Annotated in this window: 20 protein-coding genes; 18 read left to right on the top strand and 2 right to left on the bottom strand. The window is 54.5% G+C overall.

All coding sequences use genetic code 11. From position 1 onward, the window contains the following. The first annotated feature begins 96 nt into the window (after nucleotides 1-96). From nifD to P40081_RS29590, 15 genes are all read left to right on the top strand, one after another. Nucleotides 97-1,554: a nitrogenase molybdenum-iron protein alpha chain gene (gene nifD / locus P40081_RS29660; protein WP_042139711.1), complete on the top strand. Its 1,458-nt coding sequence runs from the start codon at nucleotides 97-99 to the stop codon at nucleotides 1,552-1,554. Further along, complete coding sequence (nifK, locus tag P40081_RS29655; RefSeq protein WP_042139710.1) at nucleotides 1,551-3,110, top strand: nitrogenase molybdenum-iron protein subunit beta; 1,560 nt, start codon at nucleotides 1,551-1,553, stop codon at nucleotides 3,108-3,110. The genes nifD and nifK overlap by 4 nt, the downstream gene beginning before the upstream one ends. A 289-nt stretch (nucleotides 3,111-3,399) precedes the next feature. Continuing rightward, nucleotides 3,400-4,764, top strand: coding sequence for a nitrogenase iron-molybdenum cofactor biosynthesis protein NifE (gene nifE / locus P40081_RS29650; RefSeq protein ID WP_042139709.1), 1,365 nt, complete (start codon nucleotides 3,400-3,402; stop codon nucleotides 4,762-4,764). Next, nucleotides 4,754-6,082 carry a nitrogenase iron-molybdenum cofactor biosynthesis protein NifN gene (nifN, locus tag P40081_RS29645; protein WP_042139708.1) on the top strand — a complete coding sequence of 443 codons (1,329 nt, stop codon included), beginning with the start codon at nucleotides 4,754-4,756 and terminating at the stop codon, nucleotides 6,080-6,082. Before nifE ends, nifN begins: the two co-directional genes overlap by 11 nt. Further along, nucleotides 6,057-6,467: a nitrogen fixation protein NifX gene (gene nifX / locus P40081_RS29640; RefSeq protein WP_042139707.1), complete on the top strand. Its 411-nt coding sequence runs from the start codon at nucleotides 6,057-6,059 to the stop codon at nucleotides 6,465-6,467. Before nifN ends, nifX begins: the two co-directional genes overlap by 26 nt. Beyond that, the gene (locus P40081_RS36790; RefSeq protein WP_052422076.1) at nucleotides 6,451-7,017 is read left to right on the top strand and encodes a DUF269 domain-containing protein; all 567 of its coding nucleotides are present in this window, start codon (nucleotides 6,451-6,453) and stop codon (nucleotides 7,015-7,017) included. Before nifX ends, P40081_RS36790 begins: the two co-directional genes overlap by 17 nt. Before the next feature lie 37 nt (nucleotides 7,018-7,054). Further along, nucleotides 7,055-7,807 carry a HesA/MoeB/ThiF family protein gene (locus P40081_RS29630; RefSeq protein WP_042139706.1) on the top strand — a complete coding sequence of 251 codons (753 nt, stop codon included), beginning with the start codon at nucleotides 7,055-7,057 and terminating at the stop codon, nucleotides 7,805-7,807. Then, a complete protein-coding gene (locus tag P40081_RS29625) occupies nucleotides 7,804-8,946 on the top strand; it encodes a homocitrate synthase/isopropylmalate synthase family protein (RefSeq protein WP_042139705.1) in 1,143 nt (380 codons plus the stop codon). The genes P40081_RS29630 and P40081_RS29625 overlap by 4 nt, the downstream gene beginning before the upstream one ends. Nucleotides 8,947-9,122: 176 nt before the next feature. Next, nucleotides 9,123-9,899 (top strand): Cof-type HAD-IIB family hydrolase, encoded by a 777-nt coding sequence (locus tag P40081_RS29620; protein WP_042139704.1) that lies wholly within the window; start codon nucleotides 9,123-9,125, stop codon nucleotides 9,897-9,899. Between the two features lie 330 nt (nucleotides 9,900-10,229). Continuing rightward, a complete protein-coding gene (locus tag P40081_RS29615) occupies nucleotides 10,230-11,483 on the top strand; it encodes a BclA C-terminal domain-containing protein (protein WP_052422075.1) in 1,254 nt (417 codons plus the stop codon). Between the two features lie 181 nt (nucleotides 11,484-11,664). Next, on the top strand, nucleotides 11,665-12,159 hold the full coding sequence (locus P40081_RS29610) for a hypothetical protein (RefSeq protein WP_042139703.1): 495 nt from the start codon (nucleotides 11,665-11,667) through the stop codon (nucleotides 12,157-12,159). 105 nt (nucleotides 12,160-12,264) lie between these two features. Further along, nucleotides 12,265-13,968, top strand: coding sequence for a glycoside hydrolase family 13 protein (locus tag P40081_RS29605; RefSeq protein ID WP_042139702.1), 1,704 nt, complete (start codon nucleotides 12,265-12,267; stop codon nucleotides 13,966-13,968). A 233-nt stretch (nucleotides 13,969-14,201) separates the two neighbouring features. Continuing rightward, the gene (locus tag P40081_RS29600) at nucleotides 14,202-14,936 is read left to right on the top strand and encodes a class I SAM-dependent methyltransferase (protein WP_042139701.1); all 735 of its coding nucleotides are present in this window, start codon (nucleotides 14,202-14,204) and stop codon (nucleotides 14,934-14,936) included. A gap of 39 nt (nucleotides 14,937-14,975) precedes the next feature. Further along, entirely contained in the window at nucleotides 14,976-15,977 is a 1,002-nt protein-coding gene (locus tag P40081_RS29595; protein WP_231575215.1) for an MBL fold metallo-hydrolase, read from the top strand. Between the two features lie 673 nt (nucleotides 15,978-16,650). Continuing rightward, nucleotides 16,651-17,223 (top strand): TetR/AcrR family transcriptional regulator, encoded by a 573-nt coding sequence (locus P40081_RS29590; RefSeq protein WP_042139700.1) that lies wholly within the window; start codon nucleotides 16,651-16,653, stop codon nucleotides 17,221-17,223. A gap of 356 nt (nucleotides 17,224-17,579) precedes the next feature. On the opposite strand, the gene P40081_RS29585 is transcribed toward P40081_RS29590, so the two are convergent. Together P40081_RS29585 and P40081_RS29580 are read right to left on the bottom strand one after the other, a co-directional pair. After that, a complete protein-coding gene (locus P40081_RS29585) occupies nucleotides 17,580-18,386 on the bottom strand; it encodes a hypothetical protein (protein ID WP_042139698.1) in 807 nt (268 codons plus the stop codon). A gap of 43 nt (nucleotides 18,387-18,429) precedes the next feature. Continuing rightward, a complete protein-coding gene (locus tag P40081_RS29580; protein WP_042139697.1) occupies nucleotides 18,430-19,029 on the bottom strand; it encodes a phosphatidylglycerophosphatase A family protein in 600 nt (199 codons plus the stop codon). A 261-nt stretch (nucleotides 19,030-19,290) separates the two neighbouring features. Between P40081_RS29580 and P40081_RS29575 the strand changes: the two genes are divergently transcribed. The 3 genes from P40081_RS29575 (at nucleotide 19,291) to P40081_RS29565 (ending at nucleotide 21,993) form a co-directional block, all read left to right on the top strand. Continuing rightward, nucleotides 19,291-20,403 (top strand): GerMN domain-containing protein, encoded by a 1,113-nt coding sequence (locus tag P40081_RS29575; RefSeq protein ID WP_042141592.1) that lies wholly within the window; start codon nucleotides 19,291-19,293, stop codon nucleotides 20,401-20,403. Nucleotides 20,404-20,597: 194 nt separating this feature from the next. Continuing rightward, entirely contained in the window at nucleotides 20,598-21,356 is a 759-nt protein-coding gene (gene rph, locus P40081_RS29570) for a ribonuclease PH (protein ID WP_042139695.1), read from the top strand. A gap of 1 nt (nucleotide 21,357) precedes the next feature. Further along, nucleotides 21,358-21,993, top strand: coding sequence for an XTP/dITP diphosphatase (locus P40081_RS29565; RefSeq protein WP_042139694.1), 636 nt, complete (start codon nucleotides 21,358-21,360; stop codon nucleotides 21,991-21,993). Nucleotides 21,994-22,000 lie beyond the last annotated feature (7 nt).

Genomic DNA, 22,000 nt, shown 5'->3' with positions numbered 1-22,000 from the left:
CGGGAGTGGAGAGACGGCCTTCGCCGGATCATCTCAGGTGGTATTAGCCACGCAGGCGGCTTAGACGTCCTGCATCAAGAAAAGGAGGGTCAATACATGGGACTGAATATCGAAGAAAATAAAAAACTGGTAGAAGAAGTTCTGGAAGCTTACCCGAAAAAAGCGAAGAAAGACCGCGAGAAGCATTTCCAGGTTGCTACAGATAATGCAATAGATTGCGGGACCTGCGCAGTCAAGTCCAATATTAAATCCCGTCCGGGTGTGATGACCCCGCGCGGTTGTGCTTATGCAGGCTCCAAAGGGGTAGTATGGGGCCCGATCAAGGATATGGTTCACATTAGTCACGGCCCTGTCGGCTGCGGTCAATACAGCTGGGGCTCACGCCGTAACTTTGCGAACGGGACGCTCGGTATTGATAATTTTACAGCTATGCAGATCACCAGTGATTTTCAGGAGACGGATATTGTCTTCGGCGGAGACAAGAAGCTGGCCGTAATCATGCGTGAGATTACCGAGATGTTCCCGCTGGCCAAAGGGATCTCGGTTCAATCCGAGTGCCCGGTCGGTCTGATTGGTGATGATATTGAAGCGGTATCCAAAAAGATGTCCAAAGAGCTGGATATGCCGATTGTTCCCGTCCGCTGTGAAGGGTTCCGGGGGGTCAGCCAATCCCTGGGTCACCATATTGCGAACGATGCAATCCGCGATTTCGTCATGGGCCGTGCGGAGCTGGCGGAGACCGGTCCGTATGATGTCAACATTATCGGCGACTATAATATCGGCGGTGATGCCTGGGCATCCCGTATTCTGCTGGAGGAGATGGGCCTGCGCGTGATTGCCCAGTGGTCCGGTGACGGCTCCCTCAATGAGCTGGAAGTAGCCCACAAGGCGAAGCTGAACCTGATTCACTGCCACCGTTCGATGAACTATATGGTAGATCATATGGAGAAGGCCTACGGTATACCTTGGCTGGAATACAACTTCTTCGGACCGACCAAGACCTATGAGAGTCTGCGGGCGATCGCCGCTCTGTTCGATGCTACGATTCAGGAAAACTGCGAGAGAATGATTGCCAAATATAAGCCGGTGATGGATGCCATTATCCATAAATTCAGACCCCGGCTGGAGAACAAAACGGTCATGCTGATGATCGGCGGATTACGTTCCCGCCATACCATCGGAGCGTATGAGGATTTGGGGATGGATATCGTAGCTTCCGGTTACGAATTCGCCCATAAGGATGATTATGAGAAGATGCTTCCGATGCTGCAGGAAGGAACGATCATTATGGATGACCCAACAGCCTATGAGCTGGAAGAGATCACCCAGAGAATGAACATAGATCTGGTAGGTTCAGGTGTGAAAGAGAAGTATGTGTATCACAAAATGGGGGTTCCGTTCCGCCAGATGCACTCCTGGGATTACAGCGGCCCGTACCACGGCTTCGACGGCTTTAAGGTTTTTGCCAAGGACATGGATATGACAGTGAACAGCCCGGTATGGGATCTGGTGACCCGGAAATCCAAAATCCAGCCAGAGGAGGCGAGCATATGAGCAAGGACGATCTGAACATTAAAGACAATACCAGCTTGTTTAAGGAAGAACGTTATGTTCAGCAGCGGGAGAACAAGAAACAGTTCGAAGCGCCTTGCAGCGAGCAGGAAACTGCTGAAGCACTCGCTTACTCCAAATCCGCTGAATATATGGAAAAGAACTTTGGCCGCCAGAATGTGGTCATCAATCCGCATAAAGCCTGCCAGCCGCTGGGTTCCGTAATGGCCGCGCTCGGATTCGAGAAAACACTGCCGTTTGTACACGGCTCGCAGGGCTGCAACGCCTACTTCCGCAGCCATCTCAGCCGTCACTTTAAAGAACCCACGCCATCCGTTTCCACTTCAATGACCGAGGATGCGGCCGTATTCGGCGGAATGAATAACCTGATCGACGGTCTGGAGAACAGTGTCGCGCTGTACAAACCGGAGATGGTTGCCATCTGTACCACCTGTATGGCTGAGGTTATCGGGGATGACCTCAACTCTTTTATCGGCAATGCCCGGATCAAAGGGGTGATTAGTGAAGAATACCCGGTAGCTTTCTGCAACACACCAAGCTTCGTAGGTTCGCATATCACAGGCTATGACGCCATGATCAAAGGCATTCTGAGCTACCTCTATACCCGTTCGGGAATCGAGAGTAAGCCGGGAAGCGGTGCGGAAAGCGGAGAGAAACTGAATGTTCTGCTGGGGTTCGAGCCGTACACCGGCAACTTTGCTGAACTGCGCAAGATTCTGGCGGCTTTTGATACGAAGTACACCATCCTGGGAGACCACAGCGGAAACTATGACTCACCTGCTACAGGAGAATACGAGTATTACTATGGCGGCACGAAGCTTGAGGATGTTCCGCAGGCAGCGAATGCACTGGGAACCCTGTCTCTGCAAAAATATACGCTGAAAAAGACGCAGGAATATATCAGCGGAACCTGGAAGCAGCAAATCTCCGCATTATCGACACCGCTTGGGATTAAAGGTACTGATAAATTGCTGGAAACGATCAGCGAACTGACCGGCTTGCCGGTTCCTGCTCCACTTACCGAAGAACGCGGCCGCGTAGTAGATGCGCTCATGGACAGTCATCCTTACCTGCACGGCAAGCGGGTTGCGCTTGTAGGTGATCCGGATCTGCTGATCGGTCTGATCGGATTCTGTCTGGAAACCGGGATGGAGCCGGTGCATATCGTCTGCTCGAACGGTGATGTTGATTACAATGAAGTGAAGTTCAAGGATGAAGCAGAGGCGCTGCTGGCGGCAAGTCCCTACGGTTCAGAAGCAACTGTGCATGTGGGTAAAGACCTGTGGCATATGCGCTCGCTGCTGCTGAATGATACGGTTGATCTGGCAATCGGCAGCTCCCATCTGAAATTCGCCGCCAAGGATGCCGATGTTCCGCTGATCCGGGTCGGATTCCCGATCTTTGACCGTCATCATATGCACCGTTATCCCATTATCGGGTATCAGGGGACGTTAAATCTGCTTAGCTTGATTGTGAATACCATCCTCCAGCAGCTCGATGATAATAATTCCGGATTTAACTTTGAGCTGGTGCGCTAAACATAGTTTTATCAGCTATCTAAGTTAAAGTGATCACTAAGAGTGAGAGGGATTACTGAAAATTTCTGAAATGAAATGTATATTATCAATGTAATTATTTGAATAAATGTAAAAATACTCAACCTGGCATCCTTCGTCCCCCGGTACATTTCGGCAGCGGTTATTATGACCGGAATCCGCGGGGGCAGCGGAGGGCCGGGATTCTTGCCATCATGTGCAAATGCCGCCTCAGGAATAGCGCAAGATTTGCGTGAAACACAGCATCTTAAGCGAAGGAGATGAAGAGCCGATGGACCCTGTTCGAAAAGACGAATTTGATTCCGAGGCTTGCGGGAGCATAGCCCCAAAAGCAAAGCCCTGTCCGCGGCCCAAACCGGGTGAAGCAGCTGGGGGCTGCTCCTTCGACGGAGCCCAAATTACGCTGCTGCCGATTATGGACGCTGCACATCTTGTCCATGGACCGATTGCCTGTGCCGGTAATAGCTGGGAGAGCAGAGGAACGTTATCAAGCGGCCCCTCCCTGTCCCAATATGGCTTCGCTACGGATCTTACGGATTCTGATATTATTTTTGGCGGCGAGAAGAAACTGAAGGAAAGTATCGACTATATTGCCGAGCGCTTTGCGCCTCCGGCAATATTTGTATATTCAACCTGTGTGACAGCGCTGATTGGCGAAGATATGGATGCGGTCTGCAAGACTGCGGCAGAGCGGATCGGGATTCCTGTGATCCCCGTGAACAGTCCCGGCTTCGTCGGCAGCAAGAATCTCGGTAACCGCCTGGCCGGGGATGCCCTGCTGCAGTACGTCATCGGTACGGGAGAGCCGGAGCCGTTGACGCCGCTGGGCGTGAATCTGATCGGAGAGTATAATATCGCCGGCGAGATGTGGGATATCGAGAAGCTGATGAACAGCGCAGGGATAGCGGTAACCTCACGGATAACGGGAGATGCCCGTTACAAGGAGATTACCTGGGCGCACCGGGCGAAGGTGAATATGGTGGTCTGCAGCCGGGCGCTGCTGGGCCTTGCCAAGGAGATGGAATCCAGATACGGCATTCCATATTTCGAAGGTTCATTCTATGGTGCCAAGGAAACGACCTATTCGCTGCGGCAGATGGCGTTTCTGATGAATGACCGTGAGATGGAGCGGCGGGTGGACCGGCTCACCGAACGGGAAGAGGCCCGGTTAAGCCAGGATCTGCGCCCATACCGCAAGCTGCTGAAAGGGAAACGGGCGGTGCTCTATACCGGCGGTGTCAAAAGCTGGTCGGTGATCTCGGCGCTGAAGGAGCTGGGTGTCCAGGTAGTCGGGGTAGGCACGAACAAAAGTACTGAGGATGATGTGCGGCGGATTGCCGACCGGGTGGGCGACGATACGGAATACATTCCCGAAGGCGGAGCAAGCCGAATTATTAAGACGGTCAGGGAACGCAAGGCTGACATTATGATTGCCGGCGGACGCAATATGTACGTGGCAATGAAAGAGCAGATCCCGTTCATTGATATTAATCAGGAGCGGCACAAGGCATATGCCGGATATGAGGGACTGCTGAGGCTGGCCAAGGAGCTGACCTATTCGCTGGCTAATCCAATCTGGAAGCTGGCCGCAAGTCCTGCTCCATGGGATAAGGAGGATCCTCCTTATGACCGTTAACCGGAGAAAGAAGCCGGCATCGGTCAACCCGATGAAGATCGGGCAGTCGCTGGGTGCCGTGCTGGCACTGCAGGGCTGTTACCGGGCCATGCCGCTGATTCACGGCTCCCAAGGCTGCTCCGCTTTTCCGAAGGCGCTGCTGACCCGGCATTTCCGGGAACCGATTGCCGTGCAGACCTCGGCGCTGCAGGAGATGGATGTCATCTTCGACGCCAACCGCAATCTGGAAGAGGCGCTGAATCTGGTGCTGAGCAAGCACCGTCCCGATATCATCGGCATTATTGGAACAGAGCTGACTGATGTGGCGGGTGTGGATTATCAGAACATGCTTAAGACGTATAAAAGAGAGCGGAATATGCGCGGCGGCCTCGCCTTCTCCGTCGTGCTTCCTGATTTTCGCGGATCACTGGAATCGGGCTTCAGCTCTACGGTAGAAGCCATGATTGACGAGATGATCCAGCAGGTCGGACACCGGGGATCCAGGAGTGTAAACACCCGGCAGATCACCTTGCTGCCGGGATCATTCTTAACCCCGGCCGATGTAATGGAGCTGAAGGAGATCATCTCCTCCTTCGGGTTCGAGGTGATTGCGCTGCCGGATATCTCAACGTCCCTGTCGGGCCATCTGCTGACAGGCTTCTCGCCGCTGACCCGGGGCGGGGTTCCGCTGGATTCCATGCTGCAGAGCCTGCAGTCCGGGCTGACGATTGCCATAGGCGGCAGCATGGAGCGTCCGGCCCGGCGGCTGCACAATGCTCTGGGCACGCCTTATAAGGTATTCGAAGGCGCAATGGGGCTAAAGGCTTCTGATGAACTGCTGCATTTCCTGCATCAGATCAGCGGGGAGCCGGTGCCGCTGCGTTATTGCTGGCAGAGGGAGAATCTGCTCGACAGCATGCTGGATGCCCATTTTCAGTTTGCCGGAATGTCGGCTCTGACGGCGCTGGAACCGGATCATTTGTATTCGGTCTCGGGATGGCTGGAGGAGCTGGGGGTAGAGCAGAAGGCGCTGATTACCTCATACGAAACTCCGCTCGTTGCCGGAATGGAACGCGAGGTATGGGTGGGGGATCTGGATGATGCCGAGGTACTCGGCAAAGGAGCGGATTTGTGGATCAGCAATTCCCACGGGCTCGCAGGTGCGCAGCGGATCGAAGCAGCGTTTATGCCGGCCGGATTCCCGGTCTGGAATGAGCTGGGTGCTTATATGTCTGTCTCGGTCGGGTACCGAGGCGCTATGGAATGGAGTAATAAAGCAGGGAACTTGTTAATGCAAAGGGAGGCAGGACACCGTGAAAGTAGCGTTCGCCACAGATGATGGAAACCGTGTGAATGCCCATTTCGGACAAAGTCCGATGTTTGCTGTATATAATGTAACGAAATCAGGCGCCTCACTGGTTGAGCTGCGCAAGCTGCCAGCGGTGCTGAACCAGGATGAAGCAGGCAAAATCGACAGCCGGCTGGATGCGGTAAGCGACTGTACCCTGATCTTCATCATGCAGATCGGTGCGTCAGCGGCCGCGCGGGTGACACGCCGCAAGATCATGCCGGTGAAGGTGCCTTTCGGAAGTCCCATAGAGGAACAGCTGAAACGGCTGGTGGAGATGCTTCAGGGTAAGCCGCCCATGTGGCTGGCCAAGGTTCTGCGGGCGGAGGAGAATAGCGGGAGTGAAAGGGGAGAAGCAAATGGAACCCATGGCTAACGAGCATGCGGTGCAGCAGGATACGGGGAACACGGAAGCCCCGGCAATGAGGCTGCGCAGCCGGAAAGTGCGCAAGGAACTGAATCAGGAGACAGCGGATGCTCTGGTCCGGCGGCTGTGCCATCTGCTGGATGCCGGAGATTTCTTCGGGCGTAATGCCATGCTTCCGCCGCTGGAGAAGATCGGGAAGCTGTTCCTGGCTACTGCCGAGGATCAGAATCAATCCGAATTCAATTGTGCCGTGTCACCGAAGGTGCGCCAGCAGGTACCGCTGCTGTTCCAGGCGATGGCCGGAGTGATGGAAGAAAGAACGGGCCTTATGATCCAGAGTACCGCTGAGATTAACGGCGAGGGTTTTGGACGGGGGCTGCTGTATAGCGGCAGAGTTATCCTGGTGCTCAAAAGCTTACGGGCGGGCGCACCTTTCCCGTTCACTTCTGCAGAGAAGACGATCCGGTACGGGGTGGAGTGTATAGAAGAAGGGCAGGCTTTTCTGGATAAATACAAGGCGATGACTTCAGAGCACGGGCTGCTCAGCCTGGAGGGCTAGGGCAGATCTCAATTCGCAGTTACAGGGGGATTCAGGGATGGAGCAGCTTGCCGGAGAGTTGGAGCTGGAACGGTATACCCGGCAGCTGAAGCTGCTCGGGGAAGACGGGCAGAAGGCACTGAAGGAAGCAACGGTCATGGTGGCCGGCATCGGCGGACTTGGGGGAACAGCTGCACTCTATTTGGCGGCGGCGGGTGTCGGCAGGCTTATTTTGGCCCATGAGGGAAACATTCTCGCGCCGGATCTTAACCGGCAGATTCTGATGGATAGTGATCATTTGGGGCAGGAGCGGATGAGTACGGCTATTGCCCAGCTGCAGCGGCTGAATCCGTATGTGGCAATTGAAGGCTATAATTCTAAGATTGAATATAACGCGGCCAGACCCTGGGTAGAGGCTGCCGATATTGTAATTGACGCCCGGTATGACTTCCCTGAGCGGTACGCGCTGAACCGTCTGTGTGTCGATACGAACACGCCGATGGTGGAAGCGGCAATGTATGGCTTTGAAATATCGCTGACTACTGTGATTCCGGGACTGACGCCTTGCCTCGAATGCCTGTATCCGGATGTGCAGCCGCAGTGGGAGCCGTTCGGATTTCCTGTTCTGGGTGCGACTTCCGGGATTGCAGGTTGTCTGGCAGCGCTGGAAGCCGTAAAATGGATTACAGGGGTAGGGACAACTTATGCGGGCGTAATGCATCGCTTCAGCTCACTCGACTTCGCCTGTTATAGCGTCCATATTACCCGTAATCCGAATTGCGCTTGCTGCGGAGAAGGAGGTAAACCGTGAAAAGTCTCAAGCTATGTGACACGACACTGAGGGATGGTGAACAGGCGGCTGGAGTTTCATTCACGAGGGCGGAAAAGCTGGAAATCGCAAAGTTGCTGTCGGAGTGCGGAGTAGAGCAAGCAGAGGTAGGAATTCCTGCCATGGGCAAACGGGAGCAGGAGGATATCGCGGCCATCGCTGAATTGGGACTCCCCATGAAGCTGATGACGTGGAACCGTTCGGTTCCCGGAGATATTGACAAGGCAAAGGCTACCGGAGTGAACTGGAGTCATATCTCCATTCCGGTGTCGGAGATTCAGCTGCAGGGTAAGCTGGGGTTGTCGCAGCGTGAAGGTCTGAACAAGCTGCTTCGTGCAGTGGAATACGGGCTACGGCAGGACATGACGGTGTCGGTAGGCATGGAGGATTCCTCCAGGGCAGATATGAATTTCCTCATTGAAGTGGTAAATACATTATATAAGGAAGGTATCCGCAGGTTCCGTTATGCGGATACCGTCTCGGCGCATCATCCGGGGCAGATGGCAGACCGCGTGAGCCGGCTGCGGGGTGCAGTGCCTGGGGATGTGGAGCTGGAGGTGCACTGCCATAATGATTTCGGTCTGGCCTGCGCGAATACGCTTAGCGGGATCGCGGCAGGGGCGGTATGGGCCAGCACAACGGTAGCCGGAATCGGTGAACGGACCGGCAATGCGGCCATGGAGGAAGTAGCCATGGCCTGGCGCTATTTGTACGGCGGAGAATGTGCGGTCCGGCTGGAGCTGCTCAAAGGCTTGGCTGACATGGTGATTGCCGCCTCCGGCCGCAGTGTCGGCGACGCGAAGCCGATTGTGGGGCAGCTTGCCTTCACCCATGAATCGGGGATTCATGTGGACGGGCTGATGAAGGAGAAGTCCACGTATCAGTCCTTCGATCCTGCGGAGGTAGGCCGGGCTCACCGCTTCGTGCTCGGCAAGCATTCCGGCAGCGGCGGTGTGACCCATGTGCTGGAGCAGCGGGGGCTTGAAGTCAGTGCCGATACGGCCGGCCGTCTGCTGGAGAAGGTGCGTGAATATGCGGAAGCCCGCAAAGGCACCGTACCGGAGTATATGCTGGTGCAGTGGCTGATGGAAGAGCAGCAGCGGGCCCAGAATGCGGTATAGGACAGCTTTGGAATGTTGATTATTTTAAGCAGTGCTGATTTTCCTTAGGGAGAACAGTGCTGCTTTTTTGCTGTGAAACCGCCATTTTCAGAAAAGATAACTTGCATCGCTTGCAGGAAGCATCTACACTTTGAGCAGGATGTTACTTCGGAAGAAAGCAAGGAGAATGGGCAGCTATGACATTGAGGAAAACGATCTTTTTTGATATTGACGGCACGATTTATGATGAGGAAAAGCAGATTCCCCCGTCCGCCAAAGAAGCGATAGCTGAACTGAAAAGACGCGGCCACCATGTGGCGATTGCTACCGGAAGAGCGGACTATATGTTCGAGGAGCTGCGCGCGGAGCTGGGGATCGATTCCTATGTTTCGCTTAACGGGCAATATGTAGTATATGAAGGAAAGCCGGTGTACAGCAATCCGATTGAGAAGCCTACACTGGAGGAGCTTACCTTGTTCGCTGAGAAGCTGGATCATCCGGTGGCATACACAGATACGGCGGGCATGAAAGTAAACGTGGCCGATCATGAGTATATCAAGACGAGCATCGGTTCGCTGAAGCTGGTGTTTCCGACGCATGATGCAGAATATTTCCTGAAGAATGACACGCATCAGGCGATGATTTTCTGCCCGCAGGAGAGTCAGGCTATATACACTGAGCGGTATCCGCAGCTGAACTTCATCCGCTGGCACCCGCTGTGTATGGATGTGCTGCCGGGCAATGGCTCCAAGGCTAACGGAATTGCGGAAATGCTGAAGGTTATCGGCGTCCGGAAGGAAGATGTATATGCTTTTGGCGATGGTCTGAATGATGTAGAGATGCTGGGGTTCGTCGGCTACGGTATTGCTATGGGCAACGGGGAAGCTGAAGCGAAGGCTGCCGCCGCTTACGTAACGAAGCATGTAAGCGAGGACGGGATTTACGAAGGCTTGAAGATGGTCGGACTGCTGTAAGGCAGGGATGGATGGTGTAAGCGGAAGCCGGGCGTTACCTGGCCTGAGAGATGCCGAAAGAGTATTCTATTGCAGATTGTGCAGTAGGATGCTCTTTTTTTTGTGCCCGGCTTCCAAAGGGCGGGTTGTCCGGCAATAGTATATGTTTTGGCTGGACGGGGTGTGATAAGGCGGGTGAACAATTTTGGCTCTGCCCGGTTGAAAACAGGTTGTCCAGCCGGTACAAACAACCCGTTTCTCCAAAAATAAATATTTGCCTACGGGATGAATGTCCATGCCCTATCTGGGTCAACGGAGTAGGATACATAAAGTCTATTGGAGGTGCTAATTATGGGTCGTCCGGAACTTAAGAGAAAAAAACGTATTTGCAAAGACGATGTATTGGAGTGTCCGCTGCCAAAAATTAAACGTCCGAAAAGAAAAGTGCATGATAACAAATGCAACTGCAAGAAGATTATCGTCAAAAAGCAGATCGTACGCGTTAATATTCCATTAGGGGCATTGGGGGCAGCCGGGGCAGCAGGTGCCCTGGGTGCTGCCGGAGCTGTAGAGGCGCTGGGAGCAGCTGGCGCTGCAGGTGCGGCAGGTGCGCTTGGCGCAGCAGGTGCAGGCGGAGCGCTCGGTGCACCGGGCGCCGCCGGAACACTCGGCGCAGTCGGCGCGGCCGGAGCGCTGGGCGCTGTAGGCGCAGCGGGTGCTTTGGGTGCCCGTGGAGCAACCGGCACATTGGGCGCCGTAGGTGCCGCCGGGCTGCTGGGAGCGGCTGGAGCCGCTGGAGCGCTAGGCGCAGTTGGAGCCACAGGCGCACTCGGCGCTGCGGGAGTCGCCGGCGCCTTGGGTGCTGCCGGAGCTGCCGGTGCAGCGGGAGCGCTGGGCGGGATCGGTCCGGCGGGAATTGCCGGACTGGTCGGTCCCGCAGGGCCGGCGGGCGCAGCAGGACCTGCAGGACCTGTAGGACCGGCAGGAGCAGTGGGGCCTGTAGGGCCAGCCGGAGCAGCCGGAGCAGTGGGGCCTGCAGGACCGGCAGGAGCAGCCGGGGCAGTGGGGCCTGCAGGACCGGCAGGAGCAGCGGGGGCAGCCGGGGCCACTGGTGCCACAGGTGCGGCCGGCCCGGCGGGAGCCGCAGGAGCGGCAGGTCCGGCGGGGGCTACCGGAGCAACCGGACCCGCTGGCGGGATTGCCCAGTTCGGTTATGTATATAACCTCGGCGCACAGGTGGTGCCGATTGAGGCGGATGTTTCTTTTGATACGAATGGGTTTCTTACACCCGGGATTACGCATGCTCCGGGTACAACCACCATTTCGGTCACCAATGCGGGTGTCTACGAGGTTAATTTCTCGGTATCCGGTGTAGAGCCGAGCCAGTTTGCCCTATTCGTGAATGGTGCCCAGGTTCCGGGGACGGTATATGGTTCGGGTGCAGGAACGCAGCAGAATACCGGGCAGGCCATTTTCTCCCTGTCATCCGGAGATGTGCTGACGCTGAGAAATCACAGCTCGTCGGCAGCAGTCACACTGCAGACACTGGCTGGCGGAACACAGGCGAATGTCAATGCGTCGATTGTCATTAAGCAGCTGGCCTAGCAGTAGCAGAAAGCAGAGTGAATTGAAGGTTACAGAACAGGCTTGGAGGGAGGCGGGGTACCGGGTAGAGGGTATCCTGTCTTTTTGTTGTGCAGGAAATTACAAAATATAGGGTATCGCCGCAACCTAGAACCATTAGCCTCCGTCAGATTAAGAGCTGGAGAGGGAGAGGGGGGAGATCATGAGTGTAGCCGCAAAGGTTAACTACAGGTATCTGATGATGATCATTGTGCTGATCTTGACGGCCGGATTCGCCCTGCTATTAGCAGGCTGCAGGCAGGCGGAGAATTCTGCACCGGAACAGGTCCGTGTGCTGTCCCGGGAGGATGTCATTGCTGTTTTTGCCGATCAGGGACTGGCGCTGCAGACGGGGGAAGAGGTACCTGGCGCTATTTTTCAGCTGGAATTGAACGGGCTTAAGCCGCAGGTCTATTCCATGGACGGAGTGGAGCTGTCGCTATATCTCTTCGCTTCAGCAGAGGAGCGGGCTGCAGGCTGGGGAGAATTCGGGGAGCTGACGGCTGCTGCGGATTTGATTCCTTTTAAAGCCTATCAGGAAGGGGCCATACTTATGTTCTACATCCACGGGGAATCTGCGGCAGAGGGGCAGAAGTGGAATGAGCAGCTCGATAAGCGGCTGAAGGCAGCCATACGGGGATTGATTGCGGCGGAGTAGGCGCATGCTTTTCGAATAAATTGTTATCCTCTTCCTTCGGTCTGGTTAAGATATATTAATATGTCTTACAGAGGCAGGAACCAATAGAAGCGGAGGGAATCTAAATTGAACCCCAAATGGTGGAAAGAAAGTGTTGCCTACCAGATTTATCCGATCAGCTTCATGGACAGCAATGGTGACGGGAAGGGTGATCTGCGCGGAGTGTTATCGAAGCTCGATTATTTGCAGGACCTCGGTGTAGATGTGATCTGGATCTGCCCGATTTATAAATCACCGAACCATGACAACGGCTATGATATCAGCGACTATTGCGACATTATGAAGGAATTCGGCACGATGGATGATTTTGACCTGCTGCTGCGTGAGATGCATACCCGCGGGATGAAGCTGATGATGGACCTGGTGCTGAATCATACCTCGCATGAGCATCCGTGGTTCGTTGAATCCAGAAGCTCGAAGGATAATCCCAAACGGGACTATTATATATGGAGAAAAGGGAAAAACGGCGGTCCGCCGAACAACTGGGAATCCTATTTCAGTGGTTCGGTCTGGGAGCTCGATCCCCGTACGGATGAATATTATCTGCATTTGTATTCCCGTTTTCAGCCCGATCTCAACTGGGAGAATCCCGCGGTGATCGACAAGCTGCATGAGATGGTGGAGTGGTGGCTGAAGAAGGGGGTTGACGGCTTCAGGTTTGATGCGATTGCCCATATTGTGAAGGCCGAGGGTTATCCGGATGCCCTGAATCCCGGCGGCACGCCGACCGTGCGCGCGTATGATATGTTCTCGAACCTTGACCATGTGCATACGCTGCTGCAGAATCTGCATGATCAGGTGCTCTATTACTACGATATTATGACGGTGGGGGAAACCTCGGGTCTTGGGCCGGAGCAGGCGCTCGATTATGTCGGTGACGGACGGCGCGAGCTGAACATGACCTTCCAGTTCGAGCATATGAATCTGGATGCCGCTTCACCAGGCAGCGGGAAATGGGATGTCGTGCCCTGGAAGCTGGGTGACCTGAAGAAGATCATCAGCAACTGGCAGACCGTTCTGCATAACCGGGGCTGGAACGCCAACTATCTGTGCAACCATGATCAGCCGCGCTCGGTGTCGCGGTTCGGCAATGATCTGTTCTACCGTATCCCGTCAGCCAAAATGCTGGCCACCTTCATCCACATGCTGGAAGGCACCCCCTACATTTATCAGGGTGAAGAAATTGGGATGACCAATGTCGCTTTCGAGTCGATTGATGATTACCGGGATGTAGAGACGCTGAATTTCTACGAGGAAAAGCGGACCGCCGGCGTACCCGAAGCCGACATTATGGCCGCTATTCATACCAAAAGCCGCGATAATGCCCGCACGCCGATGCAGTGGGACGATAGTGAGGATGGCGGATTTACGACGGGGGTTCCCTGGATCAGGGTGAACTCGAACTCCCGGGAGATTAATGTGGCTAATGCAGTCAAGGACCCGGACTCCATCTACAATTACTATAAAAAGCTGATTCAGCTTAGAAAACAACATCAGGTGATCGTCTACGGCGAATATGGTCTGCTGCTGGAAGAGCATCCTGAAATCTATGCCTACACCCGGACGCTGGAGGACCAGCGGCTGCTGGTCATTCTGAATTTCTATGAACGTGAGCCGGTATTTGAGCTTCCGGAGGAATTTCAGGCGGCGGAGAAGCTGGAGCTGCTGATCTCTAATTATCCAGCAGCCAAAGAGGATGATCTGCGCAGTCTAAAGCTGCGTCCGTATGAGGCGCGCGTATATCTGCAGCGCTTAAGCAGCAAGGCGTAAGGCCGGACCCGGGTTCCCCGGACCGCCGGCTGAAGAAACCAAAACAGCAGTCCGGGAGTGGTCTCCGGGGATTGCTGTTTTTTTTCACGAAAATAAATAATTATTCAATCTATGTTCCGGCGAATTGTGATCCTGATGCTTTGTTTCCACAGTAAAAGACGGTACAATAAGCGTTATTAAAGAGAGGCATAAGACCGTACTGGGAAAAAGGCTGTGGAGGGAGTAATAGAGAGATGAGTGAGTGGTACGAAACAAGCTTTGGCGAGGACTATTTAATCGTTTATAGACACAGGGACTTCGGCGGTGCACGCCATGAGGTGGAGACGATGATCGGCTGGCTGGACTTGCACAAGGGTGCCAGGGTGCTTGATCTCTGCTGCGGTATGGGCCGCCATTCGCTGGCTTTGTCGGAGGCCGGTTATGAGGTTACCGGGGTTGATCTATCCGAGGCGCTGCTGCATGAAGCGCGTTCGCAGGCGGGTGCGGAAGCCGTAACCTGGCTGCGGTCTGATATGCGTGAGCTTCCCTTGGAGGGCGGATTCGATGCAGTGGTCAATTTGTTTACTTCGTTCGGATATTTCGAAGAAGACGAGGAGCAGATCAAGGTGCTGAAGGAAATCTGCCGGATGCTGAAGCCGGAGGGCAAATTTATTATTGATTTTCTGAATCCGGCTTATGTCATCCGCCATCTGGTGCCCCACTCTGTCCGTGAGGACGGGGATACTCTGATCGATGAATCACGCCGGATTGAGGAGGGTTACGTGAAGAAGGATATCCTTCTGATCTCGAAGGCCGGAGGGGCGCCCCGGAAATATCATGAACGGGTGAAGCTCTATTCCGTGGACAATTTCCGCGAGATGATCGCTGCTGCCGGGCTGCGGCTTGAAGCTGTGCATGGCAGCTACGATGAAGAGGAATATGATGCTGAGTCCTCAACCCGGATGATCTTCACAGGAGCTAGACCATAGATGGCGGCGGGAAGAAGAGCCAGAGGAGGAGAGAGGATTTTGCACAAGGCGGATATTCAATCTTGGGATGGCGGAGTTCTGCAGGTCTCTGTGCCGATGGGGCTGCCGCTCCGTCAGGTGAACAGCTATATTCTGCCTGACCGGGACGGCAGGATTACGGTGATTGACCCGGGTCCGCACACCCCGGATGCAGAGCTTGCCTGGCAGGGCGTGCTGGAGGAATTGGATCTGTCCTGGTCCAAGGTGCGGGATATCGTTGTTACCCATCATCATCCCGACCATTATGGTCTTGCCGGCTGGATGCAGTCGCGCAGCGGTGCTCGGGTATGGATGTCGGAGCGGGCTCATGCTGAAGCCGGCCTGGCTTGGGGCAGCGGGGCGATTCTGGATGAGGCTTTGCCGCTGTTCTTCCTGCGGCACGGCATGCCGGATGCCTGGATTCAGGGCATCCGGGAGCATCTGGAGAGCTTCCGGCCGGAGGTGACCCCGCAGCCGGAGGTCACCTATATCAATGAGGCGGAGCCGTTTGTAATGGGCAGCCGCAAATGGCAGGTTCTGATGACCGGCGGGCATGCGCCGGGTCATGTGTCGCTCTACCACGGCGGCAGCGGGCAAATCTTCTGCGGCGATGCTGTGCTGCCGCAGATTTCGCCCAATGTCGGCCTGCAGCCGGGCAGCGATCCGCAGCCGCTGCGGACGTATCTGCAGGGGCTGCGGGAGCTGCGCAGCCTTGAGGTGCAGCTGGCGTTCCCGGGCCACCGGGAACCGTTCAGCGGGTTCACGGCGCGGGCGGACAGCCTGCTCCGGCATCATGAGGAGCGGCTGGATACTACAGCCGCATTGCTTGCCGGCGGACCGCTGAGCGGGTTCGCCGTCTGTGAGGGGCTGTTCCGCAGCCGGATCGCGACTGCGCATCAGATGCGGTTCGCGATGAGCGAGGCGCTGGCCCATCTGGCCGAGCTGGTGCGCCGGGAGCGGGCGGCCGAGACGGAGGGCGGCCCCGGCGGGAGCATATTGTTCACGGCGGCGGTGTCCGGGTAAGCTGCAATAGGATGCTTGTTGCAGACATAAGTCCATCTGTGCCCGTTGCCGTCTCTCCTTGAGGCTGTTCTTACAACCGTCGCGGGAACCTTACCCTTTACTGTTACCACTACGACTACTACGACTACTACGACTACTACGACTATTTCCAATACCAAACAACTACCAGAATACAGCATACTTAAGAGAAACGGGCACTATCCGCTAAGGAGGGTACCCGTTTTTTGTGTTAGTTAGAAAAGTACCAAGTTACTCTGAGTGGTGAGAATAAGAAGCTTCTGAAACCGCCGGAAGTGGGCATATGGGCCAAATGTATGCGAAAAATCGCATACAATGAGCTACCCCGAAGGTAATCAGGCCGAATGTATGCGAAAAATCGAATACAATGTGCCAGCGCGAAGGTAATCAGGCCGAATGTATGCGAAAAATCGAATACAATGTGCCAGCGCGAAGGTAACCGAGCCCAATGTATGCGAAAAATTGAATATAATGTGCTACCGCGAAGGTAACCAGCCCAATGTATCCCGTTGTGCTGAACCGCTGGGCGCATATAGCGCAGTATGGCGGGCAGAGCAGAGCACGGTGACGATGTGCACACTTGTTGATTTATTGACATTTGTTAAATATAATAAGTGCACTAAGCAACTGGACGACAAGTGAAAGGGAGAAGCTTATGGACAGACGTATAGGCAAAACGCGGGAAGCTATTTTCGAGGCTTTTATCAGCCTGATGGCCGAGAAGAACTTTGAGCAGATTACGGTAAATGAGATTGCAGCGCGTGCCAATGTAAGCAGAGGAACAATCTATCTCCATTATGTAGACAAGTACGATCTGCTGGATCAGTGTATAGAGACGCAAATGGAACAGCTGTGCGAGAGTTGCCTGGCCGGCGGGGAGGACGCCCATATCGCCTCCGGGGGCGCGCTGCTGCGCACAGCCGAATATCTGGAGCGGCACGCATGGGTCTTCACTACACTGCTTAACAATAAAGGCGTTCCGGCCTTCCGGACCCGTCTGCATGCGATTCTGCTGCAGGGTCTAAGTGAGCAGATCGACATGAGCGGCCTGAACCGCGGGATGAACAAAGAGATGCTGATCCAGTTCCTGGCATCGGCTGTAGTAGGTGTAATGGAGTGGTGGATCACCCATTCGATGCCATACCCGGCCAACGAAATGATCGAAGACATCCTGGCTCTGATGGAGCGCAATCAAATGGCACCACGGCCGCTGGATACTGTGCAATAGATCTGTAGAAGCTGGTAGGTTGCAACATTATTCCGAAAAAAAGACATCCCGCTGTTTATATGCAGCAATTGATGTAGTAGCTCCGAGCGGAATTCAGTGATAGTTGTAGAACGTACACTTAAAAACAGCTAAACGGTACTCTAGTATCATATAACTGTATTCTGTACAACTAAATCTGCCTGAATGGTGAGAACCAATCTATAAATCGCAGTTTAATTGTACGAAATACAACTAAACGGTTAATCGGTTGAAAATCAGACGATTTAGTTGTACAAAGTGCAATTAAGCATACCGCCTGATACGCAATCGGGTCATTGCATATCTTCAGCAAGCAATTTACTAGGACTCTAGGAATCCTATGAATCCGGATCGATTTTTTTCATTTTGGACGGGTTGTTGACCTTGTATTTAACCGGATGCTGCGTGAGCTTCTTGGCGACGATCTTGGCTTCGAAGGATACTTTATCGCCGGGATTAAGCTCCAGCTTCTTCAGCGTGGCGCTATGGCTGGACCAGACTTCCTCAATCGCCAGATCATGGCCTTCGACCGAAACGGCTTCATATATAATAACTTCATCATCGTTGTCCGAGAAATGATTGGGGACGGTTGTGAACTCTTTGACCCTAGCGGTAATCGCGAGCTTGTCTTCAGGCAGCTGGACAGCGGCTTTCTTTTTGGAGGCGGCTGCTTTTTTCTGCGGAATTTCCGGTATCGCTTGCTTTGGTGAATCTGAATCTGCGCTGTCCGGAGCAGCCAGAATCTCCTTGCTTGCTGTTTCTGCTTCCGGTACTTCCTGGCTTTCCTGCTCCTCCAGAACGTTCACGGCTGGCAGAGTCTCTTCCGTTACCTCTGTGGAATCATCCGCCTTGGCTGCTTCAGCCGCCGAAGCGCGTTGTCCAAAAGCAGCCGTCTGCATTTCTTTCAGATAAGCGGGATGTATGCAGTGCTGCTGTTTATTCTCAAACTGTATCACCACGGTCAGGCTGTCCACGTAGCCTACAATTTCTACCGGCAGTGTCAGGCCGTTTCTTTTATACTGATAAGTTTTGACCCGGGTGGCTGTAGCGGGCAGGAGATTCCATTCCTTACACCGGTCAATCAGCTCATCTTCACTGTCAAAATCAAGAACGGACACAGGCTCAACTACAAACGAATAGGTCATTCACACTTCGCACCTTTCAAAATAAAATCAATGTAATATCGGCTTACTCCAGCTCCTCATTCTCCGGAACCTTTCTCCGCGCGGCCTCTTCAACATCCTCCGGTGCATGCGGCAGCCCAAGCTCCTGTTCGCGTTCTGCCTGCTTCCGGTGGGCAATACGGCTGCTGGCAGCTGCGGCTACAGCACCTACGATGTCATCCAGATACGTATGGATCTGGCCGGTTGTCTTGTCATTCAGCCTCTCCAGTACTCCGGGCTTTAGCTTGTCCACATAGCCATAGTTAGTGAAGCCGATGCTGCCGTATACATTCACGATGGAGAACGCCAGAATCTCATCCACCCCGTACAGCCCTTCATCATTCTCAATCATATCCTGCAGGGGAGCGAACAGCTTGCCTTCCTCGGCCAGTACATCAAGCTGGATGCCGGTCAGCACCGCATTCTGCACCTCTCTTTTGCTCAGTACCATCTCCACATTATGAACGCATTCCTCCATGGTCAGGTTCGGATAATACTTCTTTTGCAGCAGCATGACAAGCTCGGCAATCTCAAGTATGGTTACCCCGCGTTTCTGCAGCCAGAACCGGGTGGCTTCGGCGACGGCTTTGCTGTTGAGGCTGTAAGGGATTTTGGAATCAGTCATGAGAAGTCCTCCATTCGTAATTAAGTTAGGATAGCTGTTTGTACTAAATTGTACGCAAGCGGCAGACTGATGTCCAGAACCGTGCGGATTCATGGGCTGTATCTGGCTGCATCGGTCCGGACCCTGGCTGTATCTGCCCGTCCGGACAGAACTTCTGCAATTTAGGATAAGCTGTTGTTATTTTTTGGACTAAGGGCTCGTATACATAGCAGTACAAACTGATCTTAGCGTTGAAAGGGGTAATGAAGATTGAATAAGCCTATGAAACACATCCGCGGGGTTTCCGCGGCTTGCCTGCTGGCCGTTCCGATTATGCTCTCCGGCTGCAGTCTGTTCGGTTCGGAATCGGCAGCGGTAGACCCGCCTCCGGGTGAAGTCGAAGCACAAATGCTGCAGGTCAGCGGAGAAGGCACACTCGACACCGGGGTTCTGGGACCGGTCTCGCTGGATGAGAGTGATCTCGCAGCGGGGGTTAAAGATGCGGCAGTCTCCGCTGCGGCTGGAGAACGGACAACCGTGTACCTGGAGGATCAGCACGGCCTGTTGGCACCGGTGTCTCTGGCTCTTCCGCAAGGGGAGGGCACAGCAATGCTGGAGGATTCTCTTACTGCGCTAGTCAGCAAGGGGGCATACAAATCTGTACTGCCCGAAGGCTTCCAGGGCGTACTGCCGGCAGGGACGGAAGTGAACAATGTATCTATCGGCCAGGATAAGGTGGCCATCGTTGAATTCAATTCGGCATTCAATGACTATGATCCGGCGGATGAACGCAAAATTCTGGAGGCAGTCACTTGGACCCTGACGGGTCAGGAAGATATCCAGGGCGTACAGCTCTGGGTCGATGGCAAAAAGCTTACCGAAATGCCGCTGCAGGGTACTCCGCTGGATCGGCCGCTGTCCCGCGCCATGGGCATTAACCTGCCGAAGCAGAGTGCGCTCATGATGAACTCCAGCGCAGTGACCGTCTACTTCTCTGCTGCTTCTCCGGATGGCATTCATCAGTATTATGTTCCGGTTACGCGCTTTGTACCCGCAGGGGGAGATTCGGTGAAGGCAGCTCTGAACGAGCTGATTGCCGGACCACAGTCCGAGAATGGCCTGGAGATGGTCATGACGCAGGGCACGGTGGTTGATTCCGTGGAAGCAGGCCAGAATGGGGTAGTTACCGTTTCCCTGAAGGATGAGATGTTCGAAGGCAGCACAAGCGTTCCTGAGGAAATGCTGGAATCGGTCGTGCTGACGGTTGCCCAGAATACGGACGATGCCCTGGTGCAGATCCGCCTGAACGGTAAAGAAACAGTTACGGGAACCAATAATATCGATTACGGCCAGCCGGTCTCGGCACCGGAATATGTGAACGAGCTGCCGCTGTAGAATGATATGCATGCCTAAAAGATGCTTTTGTGCCTGCTCTTTGATAGAATAAAGGTTCATTGATCCGGATATCTTGACAGGAATAGCGGTGCCGTTCTCTGAAGCAGAGGACGGCACCCGTTTCTGCGTATAAGATAAGGGATGGATTCGTGTACACACAAACTTAGGGCTATACGATGTAGGAGGCAGAAAAGATGAGATCAAACGGGCGCCAAGAAGACCAGCTCCGGCCGCTGACGATAACCACCCAAACCAACAAATATGCAGAGGGCTCTGTAATTATTGAGATGGGAGATACCAAAGTCATCTGCACGGCAACCGTGGATGAGAAAGTTCCGCCGTTTCTGAAAGGACAAGGCAAAGGCTGGGTCACTGCCGAATATTCCATGCTTCCCCGGGCCACCCAGACCCGTAACCAGCGCGAAGCAGCACGCGGCAAGCTTACCGGACGGACGATGGAAATTCAGCGTCTAATCGGACGGGCACTCCGTTCCGTAGTGAATCTGCAGGCACTGGGCGAACGCAGTATTACGCTGGATTGCGATGTGATTCAGGCGGACGGGGGGACACGGACAGCTTCGATTACGGGCGCTTTTGTAGCGATGGCCTTTGCCATGAATAAGCTTGCGCTGCAGCACAAGCTGGCCGTATTTCCGATTACGGATTACCTGGCGGCGATCAGCGTCGGTGTCGTCGGTGACAAAACGCTGCTCGATCTGAACTATGAAGAGGATTCCAAAGCGAAGGTTGATATGAATGTGGTTATGACAGGCGGCGGTGCGTTTGTTGAAGTGCAGGGTACAGGCGAAGAGCGGCCGTTTACCCGCCAGGAGCTTGACCAGCTGCTGGGTCTGGGCGAGAAGGGGATCTACGAGCTGATCGCCGTTCAAAAAGAAGTACTGGGCCCCATTGCGCTCAAAATCCCTTCCGGCCAGCCTGGCCAAGAGGTGTAATATGAAGTCCGGCAGCGGGATTCTGATTGTCGCGACGAAGAATAAAGGCAAGGTGCGGGAGTTCCAGCACGCCTTTGCTCCCCTTGGACTCACCGTCAAAAGCATGTTCGATTACCCCGATCTGCCGGATGTGGTGGAGGACGGGGTGACTTTTGCCGAGAATGCCTTCAAAAAATCCCGGGCGGTAGGGGATGCACTCGGATTTCCGGTGCTTGCGGATGATTCCGGTCTATGCGTGGAAGCGCTGGACGGCAGTCCGGGAGTATACTCGGCCCGCTACGCCGGGGAGCCTGCAGATGATGAAGCGAACAACCTGAAGCTGCTGAGCGAGCTGGAGAGGCTGAAGCAGGGTGAGGATACCGGCCAGCCGCTGCTCAGTCCGGCCCGGTTCGTCTGTGCTCTGTCGCTGTATGATCCGGCGGACGGGCGGGAGCTGACGGCGGAAGGAACAGTGGAAGGCTGGATTACCTCGGAGCCTGCGGGCGGAGGAGGCTTCGGCTATGACCCGCTCTTCTATCTTCCGCAGTTTGAGAAGACGATGGCGGAGCTGACGCTGGAAGACAAGCAGGCGGTCAGCCACCGTGGCGCGGCACTGCGTCTGCTGACAGAGAAGCTTGCTGCCGGCAGCGGGACGTGAAATAGAA

It is taken from the genome of Paenibacillus sp. FSL P4-0081 (genome assembly GCF_000758565.1).
GTDB classification, from domain to species: domain Bacteria; phylum Bacillota; class Bacilli; order Paenibacillales; family Paenibacillaceae; genus Paenibacillus_AQ; species Paenibacillus_AQ phytohabitans.
The sequence above is the reverse complement of the archived record's forward strand: the minus strand, read 5'-3'. Positions and strand labels throughout refer to the sequence as shown.